This window comes from Legionella santicrucis, assembly GCF_001468135.1.
Classification (GTDB): Bacteria; Pseudomonadota; Gammaproteobacteria; order Legionellales; family Legionellaceae; genus Legionella; species Legionella santicrucis.
Window position 1 is genome coordinate 73,633 of the sequence record NZ_LNYU01000085.1, and the last position, 19,872, is coordinate 93,504.

Below are 19,872 nucleotides of genomic sequence, written 5' to 3' on the forward strand. Positions count from 1 at the left end.
CCTAAAGCTTACAGTGAGTTAACATAACGAACAATCTGGAAGTTATATGTTTTTGTAATTACAATATTGTGCATCACAATAGGAAAAAAGAAGACATTGTTCTTAAAAAAATGATTTATTTCCATATTGCATAAAAAGACACTACGCCTAGAGAACTAAAGGGAGGTACAATGGGCATTTTTAAAGAGATTGCAATCCGTTATTGTGAAAAAATATATGATGCCTACAAGTTACAGGCAGATGAAAAAACCTATAAAGGTAAGGAAGCTGAATTATTAATCGAAAGAAATGAGTTTGCTCGATGTCTCATTAAAACAATAAGATCAAAGGAATTGAATGAGGATTACAATCAGTATTTTCAACAACTTTTGAATGAAATTTCCACTGCATTAGAGCATGTTAATACTACTGTTATTGATTATAATAGCAAACACAGTACAGCATTTACATCCGATCTGTATGACTCATTTTTTACATCCAGCTTGAAAAATTTTATTAATGCTTTAAGCGACCTATATCAAAAAAGCCCTGAAATCATCAAGAGCATTCAGGATAATTCATCGTTTAACAATAATAGAAGTGTGCCCTGGATTTATCAATTTTCTTTTGTATTATATGAATATATTCTTGAAAAAGAATTCGAACTTGCTACTAATAAAAATGGTAGAGATATCTTCGATACAAAGATACAATTGATTCAGAAGTATGTTCAAAATGCCGCGAGCCTGTATTCACGTTTTGAAAATAATGAAGAAGATAGTGAATACAAAGAACTTACAAAAATGTTGCTGCAAAAAATGCAAACAGATGAAAATGATATCCAACGACGTAAATCGCAACAAAGTACAAACTCGGTGTATTCTTATTTTTCGCAAACATTTTATAAAGCCAGTGAAACAATAATGGGGAAAAGTCAGTTAGGAGAAAAAATCGATTTCTTGATAAAGGAGTTTAATGAACGATCTATGGTAAACACTCTTCAGTATTATTAATCTTTAACTATCTCTTTAACTAAATGTGAGAACGCTATTACAATACATCATCTAAGGTTAGATGTATTTTTTCACAATAAAGTACAGAGATGGGATGGATCAGATGAGTTCCCCCCACTGCCATTGACTTAAGAGTTTTCGCGAAACGGGAATCTATTTCTAAGCATTGTGCGAGGACAACTACAAGATCCTTAAGTTTTTAATTACATCAGCAGATGCTCAACATCTGCTTTCCTTCTTGCGGCTATAATCGAATAAAAAACGAGGTAATTTGCGTTGTGCAGCCTCACGCACGGTAATCAGCCACAAAAGAAATAATCCTATCCGAATCCAATTTTTAATTGGATCACTCGTTGCTTTAAACAAACATATAGATAAGACGATGTTTCACTTAGGAAATATTATAAAAATTCTTTGCAGTATCTGCGAAAAGAGATTGTTGTTCCTGGAGTGAAAACTCTTTAACAATGGCTTGATATGTCTCATAAAGAGCCGAGGCTCCTTTTGAACATTTAGTAATAGGTAAATGGCTGCCAAACATACATCGCATTGGACGAAAAATATCGATTGTTGTTTTTATCCAAGGAGCAATTTGAGTGAAAGACCATTCAAGACCAAAAATACACTCAATAGCAGTAATTTTCACAGAAACATTGTGACATTGACTTAAGCGTTGCATGTCTTTTTTCCATTTTGAAAAACCAGTTTGAGTTTGATCTAATGGCCAACCCAGGCAATGTAACGCGAATTTAATTGTAGGAAATTGTTCTGCATAATGAAGTACCGAGGGTATTTCGTGTGCATAAACTTCAAATTCAAAATTAAAAGGATAGTTTTTAAGAATTGCAAAAGATTCTTTTATAATAGGCTCTAGAAGAATCCCCGCCTTATCTGTATAACATCGATTAGGATTATTGGGATCCCAAAGCAAATGATCACGAACGGAACGTATCAAAGGGATTTTAAGATACTCATCCAGAAGTTGCGAAAGATTTTCATCACGTAGACTAATATTAGCAATTGCTGCTGACAGCTGTGGATTCTGATTAGCAATATCCTGGGCAAATTGCATTTCTTTGAGTGGATCAGTTGAAACCAATTCAGCCATTACTAAACCATCGATTTGAAATTCGTTCATATCCCTAAAATAATCAGCCGGAAGATAGGATTCTGGTAGTTTTTGCTGATAATCTTTTCCCCATAATAATGCAAGATTCTCATCATAATTTGCCAAAAAAGGATGATGATTTATTTTCTTATCATAAAAATGAAAATGGGAATCTACAATTTTTAATGCCATTTATTTCTCCCTACTCTATTCTATATTGTTGATAAGCTAGAATTATTAATTTTTCCTGCAATTACAGAAAATAGAAAATATACATACGTCTGATTATTATGCCTCCAAAGAAATAGCATCATTTTTAGGCTCCATTGCATGATTTTCAATAATCTTATGATTTTGGATTTTTGAGTCATTATGGATAATAATATAATTATTATGAATACGTTTCATCCTACTGTTGTTTTAAGTTCCCAAGCGATCTTGGGAGAGAGTCCTTTATGGTCGCCACATGAGGGTGTGTTGTATTGGTTGGATTGTTTACAACCGGCGATACATTGTTTTAATCCTCAAACAGCTACTGATAATTTTATTGTCTTAAACCAAATTGTAACGAGTATCTCTTTGTATTCTGCAAATAGCTTATTGGTTACTGTTGAAGAAGGATATGCTTTTGCAAATCTTTTAACCGGTTCATTAACACCCATCGGCAACCCTTATGCCCATCAAGCAGTAATTTTTAATGATGGTAAGTGTGACCGTGAGGGACGTTTTTGGTCGGGTACTGCAGCCAAAGATTGGCAATCTCCTATAGGAGTGCTTTTTCAATTATCCGCTGATTTAGCATTTAAACCTATGGACAAAGGCTTTATCTTGTCAAATGGTATAGGCTTTAGCCCTGATAATAAATATTTATATTTTTCAGATTCATTAACTCATACAATATATCGTTATGATTTTGATTTATCCTCTGGAGCAATTGCAAATAAAAAATTATTTATCAGCATCCCCGATTCCGAAGGACTACCCGACGGTATGACTGTTGATGCTCATGGTTTTTTATGGGTTGCCATGTGGGATGGGTGGAGTATTAATCGTTATGATCCACAAGGGAGGAAAGTGGACTCTATCAAGCTACCTATTCCTAGACCAACTAGCGTTGCATTTGGTGATCGTAATCTTTCGACACTTTTTATTACCTCAGCACGAATGGGGCTTAGTGAAGAACAATTACAGCATAGTCCCTTGTCTGGGAATCTATTTGCAATGAACACTTCTTTTAAGGGTTTACCTGAACCCCACTTCAAAGTGAACTAAAAATACTCTTTCTGAGTTTAAATTCATCATCTGCAAAATAAAACTCTGTTCTACAATTTTATTGTATTTGGTCAAAGGTAGGCAATTTGTTGTACTTAGTTGAGAGAAACAAAATATCAAGCCGTTAATAAACCGTCCTTTTTATATTAAAAGCATATTGAATAAAACAGACAAATGATATTAATATGAGCAACTCTTGGTGCTTATTTAATTGAGCAAAATTTTTATAAAGAAATAGGTTTGACTAGATAATGAGGAAGAGTTTTTTTCAGGTTACAAAACGATTTATCTATTCTATTTTTTTATTATTCCTGTTTCAAATCACATGGGCAGAACATCGCTACGATACTATAGTAATTGGTGCGGGAGTGTCTGGACTAACCGCAGCAAAACAATTACATCAGGCACAACAAGATGTACTCATTCTTGAAGCAAAAAATCGTACCGGCGGCAGAGTAGATACGAATTATGGCTGGGGGTTCGCCATTGAATTAGGTGCTTCTTGGATTCATGGCATTGATCACAACCCATTAATCCCTCTGCTAGGAAAACGAGCTATTGCGCCTACAAGCTATGATAACTCTAATCTAATAGCCATGCTTAAGGATTTTGCTTTGTATGATAGCAAGGGAAAACCTGTATCGGAATACGACTTACACCTATTTTCGAGTTTAACCTATGAGTTTTTACAGTATTGCCAAACTCGTAATAAATTAATCACCTTTGAGCAAAATTTCACTGAATTCGTGAAACAAAAACAATTAACTCTGAAACAAAGCTCCTTATTATATTATGCTTTGGATAATATTTATACTTACGAATTTGCAGATAATTTGCCACAATTATCCCTTAACTCCTATTTTGTTTCTGAAAAATCAATTGCAACCGGAAAAAACGCCATTATTCCAGAAGGCTACTTCCAGATTTTCCAACAATTTTCGCGGCATATTCCCCTATATTTGAATCAAATTGTCCGAGAAATTGATTATGATGCAGATGGAGTTACAATTATCACCCAAAATGATACCTATCATGCCAAACGAGTCGTCATCACCGTCTCCTTAGGGGTACTCAAATCCAATAAAATCATCTTTCGTCCTAATTTGCCTAAAGAGAAACGCGATGCAATTGCTCAATTGAAAATGGGTAATTATGAAAAACTTTATTTATTATTTGATAAAGTCTTTTGGGATAAAGATAAAGAATGGATTGGTATGTTACCTCATCATAAAGAAGAAGCTTATAACATCTTCAATCTTTACAAATACACTCAAAAACCAATCCTTATCGTATTTACTAGTGGTAAGCTGGCCCGCGATATGGAAAAAGGTCCGCTCACCCAATGGGTTATGCACCATCTACGACAGATTTATGGAAATCATATTCCTGAGCCGATCAAAACAAAAAGGACTCATTGGGCGAGCGATCCATACACTCTGGGTAGTTATTCTTATTTACCTAAAGATATCGATAAAAAAATGATTGCGCTATTAGCCAAGCCCGTTGCAGGAAAGCTCTATTTTGCTGGAGAAGCAACTTCTACAACGGATCTAAGTACTGTACACGGGGCCTATTTATCTGGGATTAGAGTTGCACATGAAGTACTCACTGATGTCAAAAAAAACAAAAATCACTCTATGGTTAAGAATTAATACCTAGCAAAAACACTAAATTACTTTTAATCATAAAAGTCCTAAATTAAATAGCAAGTCACCTCATTTAAATCACCATCCATCATTGGTAATCATTGCACTAAATTAATAAATCGATACAATAAATAAATCTTAAAGGAATAGGAGTAGCGAATGATTCGGTATTTATTAGGAGGCTTACTGTTATTAGAGTTAGGCTTAACAAACGCAAGCCAACTGACCAATAATGCGAGTCATTCAAAAGAAAGGCACATTGGAACGCCATTATGGACGTTTACGCCCAATTTAAACTATCCACCAAAACAGAAGATCAGCGCAGCAGACTCTATAACAGTGCAATATACTGTAACTAACCAATCTTCAAAGTCACATTCACTGCAAATGAAACCTATCCCAGGTGTCACTGTAACCGGTTGCAGTACGCTCCCAGGACATCAATCATGCCTGTTAACATTAACAATTACGGGAAGTGCCTTAACAAAAAATATTACAGATGGCCCAATATTATGTGAACAAGGGAATCCGCTACAATGTTACCGGCCCAGTCCAGGCAATGAATTGAATATTAAGTTAACTGAGTTGTTTGCTTATGTGAGTAGTTTTAATTCAGGACGTGCAGATGCTGCTTCAGTTTATAAATGTGACTTAACATCGACTGCTGGTTTTGAAAACTGTATTCTTGCAACAAATACAAGCGGTGATTTTGAGAATATTGCATTTGCTACTGTTCGGGGAACACAATACGCATATGTAGCTAATAATGGCCCATTTCCGAATGTTGGAAACATGTACTACTGTACTTTAAATACAGATGGTTCTTTTAATAGTTGTATTGAAACACCAACATCCGGGGCACCTAGTTGGAACCCTGTTGGAATAGCATTTGCTACCGTTCAAGGGGTACAATACGCATATGTTACTTCCGGTTCATATGGACTACCTGGTAACAAAAACGTATTTCAATGTACTTTAAATACGAATGGCACTTTTAATACCTGTATTGAAACCCCAGCAACTGGAGCCCCCAGTTGGAATCCTCTTGGGATAGCATTTGCTACTGTTCAAGGAATACAATACGCGTATGTGGCTGACTTCAATGGAAGCATGTATCGTTGCACTTTAAATACGGATGGCACTTTAAATGGATGCACTGTCACTCCTACAGTTGGAGCACCTAGTTGGCTTCCGGATGGGGTATCATTTACTAGCGTTCAAGGAATACAGTATGCATACGTGGCTGACTACAATAGAAACGTGTACCGTTGTACCTTAAATACGAATGGCACTTTTAATACATGTAGCGTAACTCCAATAGCTGGAGCGCCGATCTGGCTTCCAGAACAAATAGCATTTCTCTCTTATAATGGCGCGCAATATGCGTATGTAGCTGACAACATCTTACTCCCGAATCTTGGAAACATGTACCAATGCACTATAGAGGCAGATGGCTCTTTTAATGCATGTACTGCGACCCCAATAACAGGGGCACCAAATTGGTCTCCGGCGGGAATAGCATTTAATTGAATGCTAATGGCAATAAAGAAAATTGAGTTTTCAGCCTTATTCCCTAGAAATAAGGCTCTAAAAACGTTTGCTTAACGACATAAAAGAGATTCTATACCTTTTATGTCGCACTCAAGTTAAATAATGTACTGTAACAAAAAGTCATAGGCTTTTTTAGCATACTCAAGTGGAGGAGCTTTAGCTGGATCCTGTTCTGCCTCAACGATCATCCATCCAGTATATTGATGTTTTTGTAAGACTTTAAATATGGATGCAAATTCAAGAGAACCATCACCTGGCACTGTAAAAACACCTTTGCGTACCGCATTCATGAAACTCAGGCGTTCCCTATCAACTTTGTGCAGAACATCTATGCGAATATCTTTCAAATGAACATATAAAATACGCTCACTGTATTTATTAATTAAATCCACTGGATTAACATCAGCAAATACAGCATGCCCGGTATCCATTAATAAAGAAATTAATTGGGGGCTAGTATTCTCCATTAAAAAATCAATTTCATGCTCATAAAAAACCCCTGTTCCTGCATGATAATGATAAACAAGGCGCATATTAAAATCATAGGCAATACGTCCAATAGCATGGAGCCCCTGAATTAATCTCTCCCACTGCATTTCATTAAACTTAGGTTTGTCAGGACCTAAAATAGGTAATTCTGTTCCTTGAATTGCATGTCCACATTCACATACATTAATAAAGGATGCTCCCATGGCTTTCATAAAGCTTAAATGCTCCATAAACCGTGATAAAGTATTTTCATACTGTTGTTCTGACTCAGTAAAAAAAGTACTAAACCAGGAACTGGATAATTGTAACCCATAATTATTGAGTGCATTTTTTAAAACGGACACATCACGAGGATATTTATTACCTAGTTCTGTACCACTATAACCCGCCTCTGACATCTCACGAATACATTGCTCGAAACTAATCTCTTTACCCAATTCTGGATCATCATCATTACACCAATTAATTGGTGCTATTCCCAATTTGATGTGCATCAATAATTCCTCTATTAAAAATCAAAATAATTTGATTGAGAGACTCTCAAAAAATTTAAACTAAAAAATACTTCTGATCCATTTGCTATTTAGGTCGCTCGTACTGAAGAAGCAGTGGTCCCCGATTTCGCGAGGACGACAATAAGCTCCTTAACTCAATGGCAAAGCACCTTCACAACATTGTCGTACAGTTTCTTCAATATTCCCGGATCTCTTTCAATTGATCGCACATCACTTGATGTGCCCTAGTCACTTCTTCAGAATTTGATATTTCTGCAACCGCTACCCGCCACCAAGATTGATAACCATTACTCATGGTTTTAGGTAATATCGGTAACACAATAACTGCAGAATTTTTTTCATTTTTAGCAGCCCCCATAGCAACACCCAACTGTTCATAAGAGTTCACATGGAAAGACCGAGCGCCTAATCCTTCAGCATACTTACAAAAATCTATAGGTAAATATTCTCCTGATAGCCGATTCGTTTTATCCTCTCGGAAACGAAACTCATTACCAAAACCTTGACTACCATGACTTTCTTGTAAATTTCTAATGCATTGAAAACCATGGTTATTAAAAATAATAATAATTATTTTCTTGTGCTCTTGAATGCTAGTAAGTAGCTCCGAATGCATCATCACAAAACTACCATCACCCACTAGAACATAAACCTCGCCTGGATTATTTTCTTTAGCTAATCTCACTCCTAAACCCGCAGCAACTTCATAGCCCATACAGGAATAAGCGTATTCCAGATGATAATCTTTAGGGGTTTTGGAGTGCCAAAATCGATGCAAATCGCCTGGTAAACTCCCTGCTGCACAAATAATGACATCCTCTTCAGTCACCATTTCATTTAACAGACTAATAACCTTCATTTGAGATAAACCACTTTCTGAAACAGGGGAAGCCGCACAAATACGTTTTAATTCTTTCTGCCATTCATTTTGATAATGCCATACCAATTGTTGATAGTCCTTGGATGATTGATAACTTCCCAATTTTTTTCCTAATTGTTCTAAACCTATTTTTGCATCCCCTTTCAACATGAAACCATTCATTTTTAGTGCATCAAAACGGGAAACATTAAGATGAATGATCTGACATTCTTCATTTTTAAAACCCCATTTGGACGCTGTAGTAAAATCCTGTAAACGAGAACCTATTACTAAAATTACATCAGCTTGTGAGGCAAGAATATTTGCTACTTCAGAACCAGTAACCCCTATTCCTCCTACATTCATGGGATGACTTTCTGGCAAAGCACTTTTACCAGCCTGTGTTTCAGCTACTGGAATCTTATGGTGTTGCGCAAATTGCGATAAAACATCTGTAGCAAAAGAATAATGGACTCCGCCTCCTGCTATAATTAATGGCTTTTTTGCTTTAAGAATAAGTTGAGTCGCATCATCTAACGCACGCTCACTGACTGGCTCTCTATCAATGTGCCAAAAACGTTTTTCAAAAAAGGAATTTTCGTAATCATATGCTTCTGATTGTACATCCTGGGGTAAACATAAAGTAACCGTACCTGTTTCGACCGGATCGGTTAACACCCTCATCGCATTCATGCAAGCAGTCATTAATTGCTCTGGTCGAACAATTCTATCCCAATATTGACTCACTGGTTTAAAACAATCATTAACCGATAAGGTATAATCATGTGATATCTCAAGTTGTTGTAAGACGGGATCCGGTTGTCTGCAGCTAAATACATCTCCCGGCAGTAGTAATAAAGGGATTCTATTTGTGGTTGCCGTTGCCGCAGCAGTAATCATATTGGTAGCACCAGGACCTATAGATGAAGTGCAGGCAAAAATGCTTAATCTATTTTTCTGTTTTGCATAAGCTGTTGCTGCATGTGCCATTCCTTGTTCATTATGGCCTTGATAATAAGTCAAACCATAACTGTCATATTCAAGAGCCTCACCTAAACCAGTCACATTGCCATGCCCAAAAATTCCAAATACTCCTGCAATAAACTGATGTTCTTTGCCATCCATTACTACGTATTGATTGGCCAAAAATCGCAATAATGCCTGAGCCATAGTTAATCGAATTTTCATCAATGCTAATCCTTATTTTTCCATACCCTATTATTTGCTTTACTTGTTCTTGTCCATTCATGCTCTTTTAGAAAAGTTGGAGTACTATAAGGATTATCTGTTAAATGACGAATAAACCAAAGCGTATAAAGAGTATATCCTGGCGCCGTACAATGGGCATGAGTCTGACCAGGAGCAATTTGATACGTATCATAATGCTCAATACGCAAAACCTCTTTCCCATTTTCACCAAACGCGTAACCTTGTGGCTCTGAGAAACGATAGTGATAAATTTCAGGTTGATCATGATAATGGGAGGGATAACTTGACCAGCGCCCCTGAAAAGTAATAATTTCTCCAACGACTAAATTAGACTCTGGTCTATTACGTTTATCGAATACCGTTCTCACAATACGATATGAACTGTCATTTAAAAGATTTTTTCCTCGATTATCTAACTCCAGAAGGTTCGATTTATCAAATAATAAAGGAGCAAATGAAGCATTATTTTCTGTTTCGATCAATAAAATCTCACAATCAGTCAGGGCCTCAACTGAAGCTATTTGACCTGCAGCGCAATGTAAAACTATAGGCTCCTGAAGAAAATAATCATATCGATACACTTCTTGGCTTTGTTCGGCATAACGAAATACTACCTTCCCAGTCATTAATAAAGCAGCGAATTCATAATGTTCATTAAATGAATACTTTTCCCCAGCAATCAGTTTTAAAGCACTAAAACTCATGCTGTCCTGCGCTAAGTGATCCATAGCCACAATAGTATTACATCCTTGATTAAAACCTTGTGAATTCTTAATTAGACAATGTGTGTTTTGCGCCTCTCTTATTTGATGCATTTGCATCAAATAAGCACTCTTCCAAAGCTGCGGCTGTTCATCAAAATGTTGAATGAAATAGTCCAACTCTTCTTTATAGGGAATAGCAGGAGCACAGCCATGACGCGTCACTACTAATGCCCCACTTGCATTTGCATAAGTAGTAGCAATCTCCCAAGCCTTACCATACAAAAGAGCGGATAAAAGACCAGCCATAAAACCATCTCCTGCACCAAGTACATTAAGTACTTCCACCGGAAATGGTTTAGTCTTTAAAGGTTGAATATAATTTGCAAAATAAACGTCACAACCTTTTTCACCTAGCTTTACAACTATAGGTGCCTGAGTCAATGCTCTTATTTTCTCTAATGCCTTTACAACCTCATCACAACCACCTGCGATACAAATCTCCTCTTCGGTGCCTACGATTAAATCACAAAACGCTAAAATACGTTGATAAGTAGTACTTACCCTTTGATTCTGAACATATCTCGTTTCCCCATCACCTACCTGCATTAAGCCCCAAAGAACAGGACGATAATCCAGATCAAAAATTACGGCTGTTTCAGCGTGTTTGGCACGTTGGATCACTTCTTCAGTTGTCTGTAACATAGCGGCTGTAGATAAGCCTGTTCCAGTCACTAAAATGGCTTTTGCTTTCTGGAGTACCTCACTGTTTATATGATGCGCCTTAATTTGCATATCCGCACAATCAGTACGATAAAACATTAAAGGAAATTCTTTAGGGGGCTTTATACCTAATAGTACAAGTCCGGTTAAATGATTTTCAGTTTCTTGGAGTAAATCTGTATTTACCCCTTCAGCTTCTAATTCCTTTTTCAGAAAATATCCCATCTCATCTTTACCAATACAAGAAAACATCATGCATTTAAGGCCAAGACGAGCTCCACCCACAGCGATATTCCCAGCACAACCGCCTAAATATTTTTTAAAACTTTCTGCATCGCTTAATGCAGCCCCAATTTGTTCTGAATAAAGATCGACTGCAACACGGCCCATACAAATCAAATCTATTGGTCGTTCAGCATCAAAATAAAATGGTGGGTAAGTCATATCTATCCTCAACTCAAAAAAACAGGCAATTTAGTCGCTAAAGATTGCTTTGCTGCTCGCGCTATTCGCAAAGCCTGCAAGCCATCTTTTCCAGAAGCCGGACTGGGTTTATTATTCAACCAGGCATCATAAAACGAACGTAACTCTGCTATAAAAGCTTGATGATAACGTTCAAGAAAAAAATATTTTGGATTCGCTTGTTCGGTACCCGTATTGGAATAATAAAATACGGAGTGTTTTAATTGATTCGTAGCTAATAACATTCCTTCATTACCAAATACCTCTATACGTTGATCATAGCCATAAACAGCCTGACGACTATTATCAATAACCCCCATGGCACCGTTCGCAAACCGCATTTGTATTATTGCAGTATCCACATCATCCAAGGCTTCAAAATCAGGATTAATAAGCACTGCACCTGTGGCATAGACTTCAACAACTTCTGATTGTGTTAAAAAACGCGCCATATCAAAATCATGAATGCTCATATCCATAAATATACCACCTGAGTTTTTACAATACTCCTGAGTAGGACATGCAGGATCACGAGAGGTAATTTTAACTACATGAACAGCACCAATTTCACCCGCTTGCACCTGTTTCTGCAGATAAGAAAAATTTGGATCAAAGCGCCGGTTAAAACCAATCTGCAATAAAGTATTGTTAGCCTCAATTGTCTTTAAGGCATCTACAATTTCTGCTTCACTCAAGCCTATAGGTTTTTCACAAAATACTGCCTTATCTGCTTCACTAGCTGCTTTAATTTGCGCTACATGTAAATTCGCGGGGGAAGCAATAAGAACAGCATCTATATCTTGATGAAAAATTACTTCTTCAGCATGATTATACTGACCTTGGATTGACAGTTGATTTGCCCATTCTCTGTCTAAATAAGGGTCTGCGATGGCGGACAATTCATATTCTGGTAAATGATATTTAATATTTTCTGCATGTAATTTTCCAATACGTCCTGCGCCAATGATACCAATACGACATCTTCTTTGCTGATTGATACAATCCATTTTACTCTCTCATTAATTCAAATTTTTTAGTTTTTATTGGGTGCGATAATTGTTTGCCAATAGCCCTCATTTTTTTACCTGACATCAAATTTTTTTCTATTTTCTCCAAAGAAACACCGGTGGTTTCCGGTATAAAATGGTAAATAAAGAAAAAAGCGCATAAGCATAATGAACCAAATAAAGCAAAAGTAAGCATTTGCCCTAAATTTTGGTAAATAGCTAAAAAAGATATGGAAACTAAAAAATTAGCACCCCACTGCACTACTGTAGCAATACTCATAGCTAAGCCACGTACATGCAAGGGGTAAATTTCAGAGATTAAAACCCAGAATAAAGATCCTACACTAATACAGTAACCCATGATGTAGACTGATAAGAAACCTAATACCCAGAACTTTTGCCCTGGTATGACTGAACTAAATAATAAGGCAACGATAAAGAGACTAAATGCAGCAATCAGAGTACCACTTAATAATAAAAAACGTCGTCCTAATTTATCGACACATAACAAAGTCAGTACTGTAAATAAAAAATTAACCACTCCCATACAAAAAGTTGCCAAAATGGCCTTAGAAACTGGATAAAAACCAGCTGATTCAAAGATAACTGGCCCATAGTACATTACGGCGTTAATACCTGAAAGTTGCTGGAATACTCCTAAAATAATCCCAATTGCTAAAACGCAAACAATTGGTGGTTTAAGTAATAAACTATAGCCTGGCTGAGTTTTCTTTAGGTGACTATAAATTTCTTCTATTTCTTGTTGAATGTTATAACCTGATGGACGAATGCGTTTTAAAATTTTTATTGTTTCATCTATTCCATATTTTTTCATTATCCAACGAGGTGAATGAGGCACAAAATACATTCCTATAAATAATACCAATGCAGGAATACCACCTATTGCGAATAAAAATCTCCAGCTGTTTATAGAATAATCATGAAGAAAATAGCCAATTAAATACGCTATAGCCTGGCCGAAGGTAATCGTTAAGCCATTGATCAAAACTAATGTTCCCCTTCTGTTAGGGGGAGCGATTTCTGCAATAAATAATGGAGCTACATAAGAAGCAATGCCGATACAAATTCCAATAATAAACCGTCCTGCTAATAATACGATTAAAGAATTGGTCAAAGCACATAAGATCGTTCCTATAATAAAGCCCAAGGCAACTGTTTTTAAAAGACAGCGTCGACTTATCTTATCCGCAAAAAAACCACTTACTGGAATACCAAGAATACATCCAATTAAACTAATGCTGACTACCTGAGACCATTGCCACTCTGAAAGAGACAATTGCACCATAACCTGATCTTTAACATCTGCGATGACACTGGAATCAAATCCAAATAAAAAGCCTCCAAACCCAGCAATCGAGGCGACAAAAAAAATAAATGAATTTACTCCCTTATTCATAAGTACTACTGTCCTTAGCTCATGCTTAATCGTTGATGATGGTATCACCTTCTATGGGGAATAAACAGTGAATAATAGCATCGAAAAATAATCATTTTTTTACTTAAAATGTAACTCCATTTGATAATTAAAATCGATACTTCAGCAAAAATGTATTGAATAGTTAAGAAAAAGGTTGCGCAAAAAATAGGCTATGCTACTATCTTGCCTTTTGCCTAAAACGAACATGAAATATTACTTTAATACTTTAGAACAAATACAAGGTGATGAAGCATACAATGAAAAAAATTTTGAACAAGCACTTGTTCATTACAAAAAAGCATTATCCCTATTAAATCAAATTGCATCACAAAGAAATTTTAAGCCCAATAAACCTTTTTATGATGCACTGGCCTATGTTCTTAGTGAAATTACTATCACAAAAGCAGATCACATCATGGCATCACTTGATGATCCATTTAGCTATAATCACATACAAAACTTATGGGAAGACATTCCAAGTCTGCTTCATGAAATGAATATTATTTATGAAAAAATTCGTTTTTTTGAGCTAAGAGAAACCAAAAAAGAAAAAATTAACATTACTTACAAAGCCGTAGCGAATTGTTGTGAATCAATAAGTGATGCATTAATTGACTCTCTTAATGAAAACGAGGCTCCCATTTTTGAGCAAGTTACCTCTGCGTTGACCTGGCTGACACAGGCGATAAATTATCGTAAGAACGCAAAATTACCGATCGCAATGGATTTACATGTAGGATATTTAAATCTCTTAGAAAGGGCATATAAATGTAATCATGAGAAACAATTTCTTACGCAAATTACTGCATACATCCAAGAAAACAGGCTAATCCACCAAGAATTATGGCCTATGCAAGAACTTGAAATTTTAAGTTATCAACTTTTAGTAGCGACTGAAAATAAAGATGAGGATAGTGCTGCAAAATATGTGAAACGCTGTAAAAAACTTATGGAAGACTCCGATCATATAGATCATGAAAGCTTAATTATTGAGGACATTAACACATTAATCAGTAAACTAACAAACTCTACTCAAACAAAGAACTTAAAAAACCGCTCAAGAAAACCTCTACAAATAATCATCGAAGAATCGGACGAGGAATTAGAAGCAACATCGATGGACGTTTCTACGATCCCCAAAAGAATAGACGAAATTGGTGAGGATATGGATATGTCCTTAAGTGAAGATTCACTCCTTTCTGATATGAATATTGATGAAATTCAAACATCGACAATAAGCCAACAGCTCCATACAGTAGCGCCTCATTTTAATCCTTTGGTACCAACATCATCACCATCCTCAAATTTTTCAATGTCAAACAAGGCAACTTTTTTTGCTCCTCCATCAACGCCAAATACATTGACGATTTTGCCGCAGAGAAATCCTACTGACGCATTTGTCAAAGTGATGCAAGAAATATCTAACCATTATAGAGATCCTAAATTCTTAGCTAATCTATTATCACTTATAGGTGATTTTTATTACAAATCGCGCTCATTACCTTTCAAAAATATTCCCTTAATTTCTTTTGAAATTTATGAAACGGTCTTACTTTTAGATAGACAACATTCTATAGCTCATGCTCGATTATGTGAAATTTACAACAGAAGCCATTCAAATAAACGTATGATCGATGAACATCGCCACTATACTGGAGCCACTAAATACTCAAGTTCAACTCAAGGGTCATTTATCAGTATTTTTAATACTGCCATTGAAGAAAATATGATTCAGATTGAAACTTTTTTAAGTATCAATAATGAAAAACAAGAGAATGTTGTCAATGACCTTGTGCTGTTTGTTGCAAACAACATGGTTGAAAAGAATATCGCAGGAGGTAAATCGCAATTAATTGCAGATTTCATTCGTCATTCTCAAGAACCTATGGATATAAGGTTGAGTATGAATAATTAATAAGTTTTCCATCTCGGCATATTATGGTTGGGCCACAAAATATCGAGATGGAATAATTATACTAATAACTAATTAAATAGAGCTCATGAATTATTTAAACGTCATGCCATCAACATGCTCAATAAACTCTTCAAGGTTTTCCTCTTTTTGTTTTATCACTTCATCCATTTCTTTTATAAAATTAACCACATCATCAAGAACAAAATGCCGTCCTTGATATTTGACATAACCAATGTAGCGTTGAGCTATTTCTCTACACTTTTCTGGAGAATACTCTTCATTCCCGCTAAGTCCTTCTTGATACATTTGTCGCAACGCTTTTGCTACCCTTGGTCCTGTTTGTTTGTTTTCTCGAGTATACTTGGTAATTTCCTCAGGATATGCCCTCTGAATTGTTGTAGAAGGTTGTTTGAACAGAGTATGTTGAGAAAACTTACTGACCAACCCTTTTTGAGATGGGCTTGAATTTTCTTCATTATTGGTAATATCTGAAAGTAATAATTCTTTATTCTCAGATACTGGTGATAATTCTTTTCTCTCTGAAGTTACTGGAGTAGAACGTTGTTGTGTAGTGAGCAATGATTCACATTGGCTCAATCCCGAACTTATTTTCTTCTCCGCCATAAAGGTGGGAATGCATTCGAGCAAAGCAGAGAAAAAATGAGCGAGTAAAACTCTCCAATAGGGATAGTTACCTAATGTTGGCATCATCTTACCAAGAATTTGCATCGAATCGCCCATTGCTTTCTCTTTCGCTTCTCGACTAGGGTTATCTTTCATGGTCCCCAATTGAGCCCTTAAAGTATGAATCCAGTCGCTTGAAACAATGACATGCTTTTCTGAGCCTTGAGGTATACTTTCATACTCCATCTGCATGTCATCAAGTAATTGATAAAGTTTTTGTTCTTGAGGCGTATACTTTAATACAAATGTTGAATCAGGTATTATCGAAGTCCAATGAGCATTACCTTTATTATTCACAATCATTTCTGGACTTCCAGATTGATCGTAGGAAACTCCATCATTTCGATACAGATGTAAAATAATCTCTCTATCATATAAAATATGAACTTTCCCCTCTTGATTCCGAACCAAATGTTCTCCCTGAATCGCACGATGTAGTACGAAAAGCGTTTCTTCTGTGCCCCAAACGCCTTCTTGTTGGAGATGATGAACATATTGATCCAGATGCTTGTCTTCTTCTCCTAAAAAAAACTCGATTGTTTCATTTCTCAGAATATTATCTAAAAGAATTCTTTTTTGAGATTGAATCTCGCGTTCAGTGAGTTCTTTTTTCTGTTCTATGCATTCTCGTTCTTTAATACTCCACTGACGATTAAATTTTTCAATAACATAAGGCAATCGAGCTAAAGAATATTCTTGCATTGCTATATCCATGCCTTTGACCTTATAGATTTCTGCTCCAATATAATCGGGATTATCAAACTCATGCTCAATAAGATGGGATAATTCTGAGCCATTAATCCGCATAGAGCATTTAAAACAAAACTCTAACCCATAATGAGCAGAAGAAAATAAAGGAGCATCTTGAGGAGACGATTTAAATTCCTTTTTTGTATATTCTGCCGCTAAATTTCGAGCGGCTTTTCCAAGAATGGGTTCAATGATGTTTTTAATCTCATAAGAGGAAAACTCTTGCTCTGACTTCTTAGATAATAGGACTCGCAGACGAACTTTTTCCTCTTCTCCAAGTTTTAATGTATTAAAAACAGCTTCAGCTACATCAGGAATATTCTTGGCTCGTAGAAAATACATTAAAGAAATACTATAAGCATAATACATACAATTGCCTTTACCACTATTATCCACTTGAAACATATTTACTCCTTTTTGGAAATTGTTAATCCCTTCGTACAAGACAATTTGGTGTTTGGACTAATTCCCGATATACATCGGCTTAACCATAGTACCTAGATCACTTATAAAGGCTATGGACAAGACATATAGGGTTTAAAGTTTGTCCGGTGCAAAGTGCTAATCCTTGATTTTGTTCTGTGTTACTAATTTTTTTTCTATCCTCCTTGATATAATAATGAGTATTGACGTTTATTTTATTTTAATAGTGAGATGCTGATATTGATCAGTCATATAAGCCATTAGGTTGTAACATTGTATCTCTAATTCTGAGATTCTTTTGACATTAAATGGAGCATTGATTCTTGTGAAGTAAACGTTAACGTTTTCGTCCATGGTGCCTATTTGTATGATGAGATCGAAACACGTTGACACAACATTAATCCTTTAGTTTTTATTTAGCATAAAATGCAATTTATACGATCAAAATGATATATGCAATATCTTTATGTCATCATCCAATCAATAAGCGCTAATAGGGTATAAATTGATTTTCTTAATTCTGAGTTCTACTACCTTCTAACCTTGCCGACAAACACTTTTGTATTGTATTCTGAGGAGGTTTCTAGCTTGGATGCTCATTTATGAAAGGATACACCAGCTTTTTAGAATTATTAGTCATTGTTTTAATCTCATTAATCATTCTTGTAGCGATATGGGATGTATTCCAAAAAAAACATACCATATTGAGGAATTTTCCTATTATTGGTTATATACGCTATATTGCCGAAGCATTGGGGGTATACCTAAGACAGTACTTTTACGCTCAAGATCGAGAAGAATTACCCTTTAATCGCACTGAACGTACATGGGTTTATGAAGCAAGCAAAAACACAGACACTACTATAGGATTTGGAACTACTCGCGATCGCAAGCCGATCAATACAATATATTTTGTAGATTCTCCATTTCCCGTACTTAAGCGTGATGTCGTAAAAGCCAGGTCGGTTACAATAGGAGAACATTGTGAATTTCCTTACACAACCAGTTCGTTAATTAATATTTCCGCAATGAGTCATGGAGCCATTTCGAAAAATGCAATTTTAGCATTATCACACGGAGCTCAAAAAGCAGGTTGCTGGCTTAATACAGGTGAAGGTGGATTATCCCCCTATCATTTGGATGGAGGTTGTGATTTAGTAGCCCAGATTGGTACTGCAAAATATGGTTATCTTGATGAGCATGGCAACTTATCTGATGAAAAATTGAAAGAGGCTGCAGCACACTCTCAAATTAAAATGTTTGAAATTAAACTAAGTCAAGGAGCAAAACCAGGCAAAGGAGGATTATTACCTGCAGTAAAAGTAACTCAAGAAATTGCTAAAATTCGAGGAATTAAACCTCACCAAGACTCAATAAGCCCTAACCGTTTTCCTGAAATTTCAAACTCATTTGAATTGCTCAACATGATTCATCATATAAGAGAAGTAACTGGTAAACCTACAGGATTTAAAGTCGTTTTGGGAAATTATGAATGGCTCGATGAACTTTGCCAAGAAATTATTAAAAGGGGAATTGAATATGCACCTGACTTTATTACCCTCGATGGCGCAGAAGGGGGGACAGGAGCTACTCCACTTACTTTAGCAGATTATATGGGGTTACCTTTAACAGAAAGTCTCCCTGTTCTTGTTGATAAACTTGTTGAATATGATTTACGTGAACGAATTAAAATTATAGCTTCAGGAAAATTAATAACCCCTGGCATGGTTGCATGGGCACTCTGTGTCGGTGCTGATTTTGTAAATTCAGCTCGTGGTTTTATGTTTGCTCTCGGCTGTGTTCAAGCATTAAAATGTCATAAAAATACTTGCCCTACAGGAATTACAACCCACAATAAATGGCTTGTTAGGGGTTTAAATCCCAAAATTAAAGCGAACCGCGTATATCACTATGTAAAAAACCTCACTTATGAAGTAGGAGTCATTTGCCATTCCTGTGGTGTAGAAGAACCCCGTGAATTAAGGAGACACCATGCTCGCATTGTCTCGGAGCACGGCACTTCTGTATCCTTAGCAGATGTATATCCAGCAAAAGAAAAAGGTTCAAAAATTAAAAAAAATCATAAATGACAACCGCGATTTTTAAAACTGTAGTAAAGTATCTATAT

General features: G+C 36.0%; 13 protein-coding genes. 6 read left to right on the forward strand and 7 right to left on the reverse strand.

The window, feature by feature from the left end; all coding sequences use genetic code 11:
• The first annotated feature begins 170 nt into the window (after nucleotides 1–170).
• The gene (locus Lsan_RS15785; RefSeq protein ID WP_058515097.1) at nucleotides 171–992 is read left to right on the forward strand and encodes a hypothetical protein; all 822 of its coding nucleotides are present in this window, start codon (nucleotides 171–173) and stop codon (nucleotides 990–992) included.
• 391 nt (nucleotides 993–1,383) lie between these two features.
• On the opposite strand, the gene Lsan_RS15790 is transcribed toward Lsan_RS15785, so the two are convergent.
• Nucleotides 1,384–2,292, reverse strand: coding sequence for an amidohydrolase family protein (locus tag Lsan_RS15790; RefSeq protein WP_058515098.1), 909 nt, complete (start codon nucleotides 2,290–2,292; stop codon nucleotides 1,384–1,386).
• Nucleotides 2,293–2,472: 180 nt separating this feature from the next.
• Between Lsan_RS15790 and Lsan_RS15795 the strand changes: the two genes are divergently transcribed.
• The 3 genes from Lsan_RS15795 (at nucleotide 2,473) to Lsan_RS15805 (ending at nucleotide 6,548) form a co-directional block, all read left to right on the forward strand.
• Complete coding sequence (locus Lsan_RS15795) at nucleotides 2,473–3,372, forward strand: SMP-30/gluconolactonase/LRE family protein (protein WP_237762163.1); 900 nt, start codon at nucleotides 2,473–2,475, stop codon at nucleotides 3,370–3,372.
• Nucleotides 3,373–3,623: 251 nt separating this feature from the next.
• The gene (locus tag Lsan_RS15800) at nucleotides 3,624–5,024 is read left to right on the forward strand and encodes a flavin monoamine oxidase family protein (RefSeq protein ID WP_058515100.1); all 1,401 of its coding nucleotides are present in this window, start codon (nucleotides 3,624–3,626) and stop codon (nucleotides 5,022–5,024) included.
• Nucleotides 5,025–5,177: 153 nt separating this feature from the next.
• Nucleotides 5,178–6,548 (forward strand): hypothetical protein, encoded by a 1,371-nt coding sequence (locus Lsan_RS15805; protein WP_058515101.1) that lies wholly within the window; start codon nucleotides 5,178–5,180, stop codon nucleotides 6,546–6,548.
• 116 nt (nucleotides 6,549–6,664) lie between these two features.
• On the opposite strand, the gene iolE is transcribed toward Lsan_RS15805, so the two are convergent.
• The 5 genes from iolE to Lsan_RS15830 form a co-directional block, all read right to left on the reverse strand.
• Nucleotides 6,665–7,552 carry a myo-inosose-2 dehydratase gene (gene iolE / locus Lsan_RS15810; RefSeq protein WP_058515102.1) on the reverse strand — a complete coding sequence of 296 codons (888 nt, stop codon included), beginning with the start codon at nucleotides 7,550–7,552 and terminating at the stop codon, nucleotides 6,665–6,667.
• 196 nt (nucleotides 7,553–7,748) lie between these two features.
• Nucleotides 7,749–9,620, reverse strand: coding sequence for a 3D-(3,5/4)-trihydroxycyclohexane-1,2-dione acylhydrolase (decyclizing) (gene iolD, locus Lsan_RS15815; protein WP_058515103.1), 1,872 nt, complete (start codon nucleotides 9,618–9,620; stop codon nucleotides 7,749–7,751).
• Between the two features lie 5 nt (nucleotides 9,621–9,625).
• Nucleotides 9,626–11,509 (reverse strand): 5-dehydro-2-deoxygluconokinase, encoded by a 1,884-nt coding sequence (iolC, locus tag Lsan_RS15820; RefSeq protein WP_058515104.1) that lies wholly within the window; start codon nucleotides 11,507–11,509, stop codon nucleotides 9,626–9,628.
• Nucleotides 11,510–11,517: 8 nt separating this feature from the next.
• On the reverse strand, nucleotides 11,518–12,534 hold the full coding sequence (gene iolG, locus Lsan_RS15825; RefSeq protein ID WP_058515105.1) for an inositol 2-dehydrogenase: 1,017 nt from the start codon (nucleotides 12,532–12,534) through the stop codon (nucleotides 11,518–11,520).
• Nucleotide 12,535: 1 nt separating this feature from the next.
• Nucleotides 12,536–13,981, reverse strand: a complete 1,446-nt coding sequence (locus Lsan_RS15830) for a sugar porter family MFS transporter (RefSeq protein ID WP_337589280.1) — start codon at nucleotides 13,979–13,981, stop codon at nucleotides 12,536–12,538.
• 196 nt (nucleotides 13,982–14,177) lie between these two features.
• Here Lsan_RS15830 and Lsan_RS15835 point away from each other — a divergent pair, with 196 nt between their 5' ends.
• The gene (locus tag Lsan_RS15835) at nucleotides 14,178–15,887 is read left to right on the forward strand and encodes a hypothetical protein (RefSeq protein ID WP_058515107.1); all 1,710 of its coding nucleotides are present in this window, start codon (nucleotides 14,178–14,180) and stop codon (nucleotides 15,885–15,887) included.
• Nucleotides 15,888–15,977: 90 nt separating this feature from the next.
• Here the strand turns inward: Lsan_RS15835 and Lsan_RS15840 are convergent, their stop codons facing one another.
• A complete protein-coding gene (locus Lsan_RS15840) occupies nucleotides 15,978–17,726 on the reverse strand; it encodes an OTU domain-containing protein (RefSeq protein WP_058515108.1) in 1,749 nt (582 codons plus the stop codon).
• Nucleotides 17,727–18,346: 620 nt separating this feature from the next.
• Here Lsan_RS15840 and Lsan_RS15845 point away from each other — a divergent pair.
• A complete protein-coding gene (locus tag Lsan_RS15845) occupies nucleotides 18,347–19,834 on the forward strand; it encodes an FMN-binding glutamate synthase family protein (protein WP_058515109.1) in 1,488 nt (495 codons plus the stop codon).
• Nucleotides 19,835–19,872 lie beyond the last annotated feature (38 nt).

Excerpts from the sequence above, each read along its gene's own strand:
- Lsan_RS15785 (WP_058515097.1), top strand. The coding sequence starts at position 171 with ATGGGCATTTTTAAAGAGATTGCAATCCGTTATTGTGAAAAAATATAT.
- Lsan_RS15790 (WP_058515098.1), bottom strand. The coding sequence starts at position 2,292 with ATGGCATTAAAAATTGTAGATTCCCATTTTCATTTTTATGATAAGAAA.
- iolE (WP_058515102.1), bottom strand. The coding sequence starts at position 7,552 with ATGCACATCAAATTGGGAATAGCACCAATTAATTGGTGTAATGATGAT.
- Lsan_RS15845 (WP_058515109.1), top strand. The coding sequence starts at position 18,347 with ATGAAAGGATACACCAGCTTTTTAGAATTATTAGTCATTGTTTTAATC.
- Lsan_RS15835 (WP_058515107.1), top strand. The coding sequence starts at position 14,178 with ATGAAATATTACTTTAATACTTTAGAACAAATACAAGGTGATGAAGCA.
- Lsan_RS15795 (WP_237762163.1), top strand. The coding sequence starts at position 2,473 with ATGGATAATAATATAATTATTATGAATACGTTTCATCCTACTGTTGTT.
- iolC (WP_058515104.1), bottom strand. The coding sequence starts at position 11,509 with ATGACTTACCCACCATTTTATTTTGATGCTGAACGACCAATAGATTTG.
- Lsan_RS15800 (WP_058515100.1), top strand. The coding sequence starts at position 3,624 with ATGAGGAAGAGTTTTTTTCAGGTTACAAAACGATTTATCTATTCTATT.
- Lsan_RS15805 (WP_058515101.1), top strand. The coding sequence starts at position 5,178 with ATGATTCGGTATTTATTAGGAGGCTTACTGTTATTAGAGTTAGGCTTA.
- iolG (WP_058515105.1), bottom strand. The coding sequence starts at position 12,534 with ATGGATTGTATCAATCAGCAAAGAAGATGTCGTATTGGTATCATTGGC.
- iolD (WP_058515103.1), bottom strand. The coding sequence starts at position 9,620 with ATGAAAATTCGATTAACTATGGCTCAGGCATTATTGCGATTTTTGGCC.
- Lsan_RS15840 (WP_058515108.1), bottom strand. The coding sequence starts at position 17,726 with ATGTTTCAAGTGGATAATAGTGGTAAAGGCAATTGTATGTATTATGCT.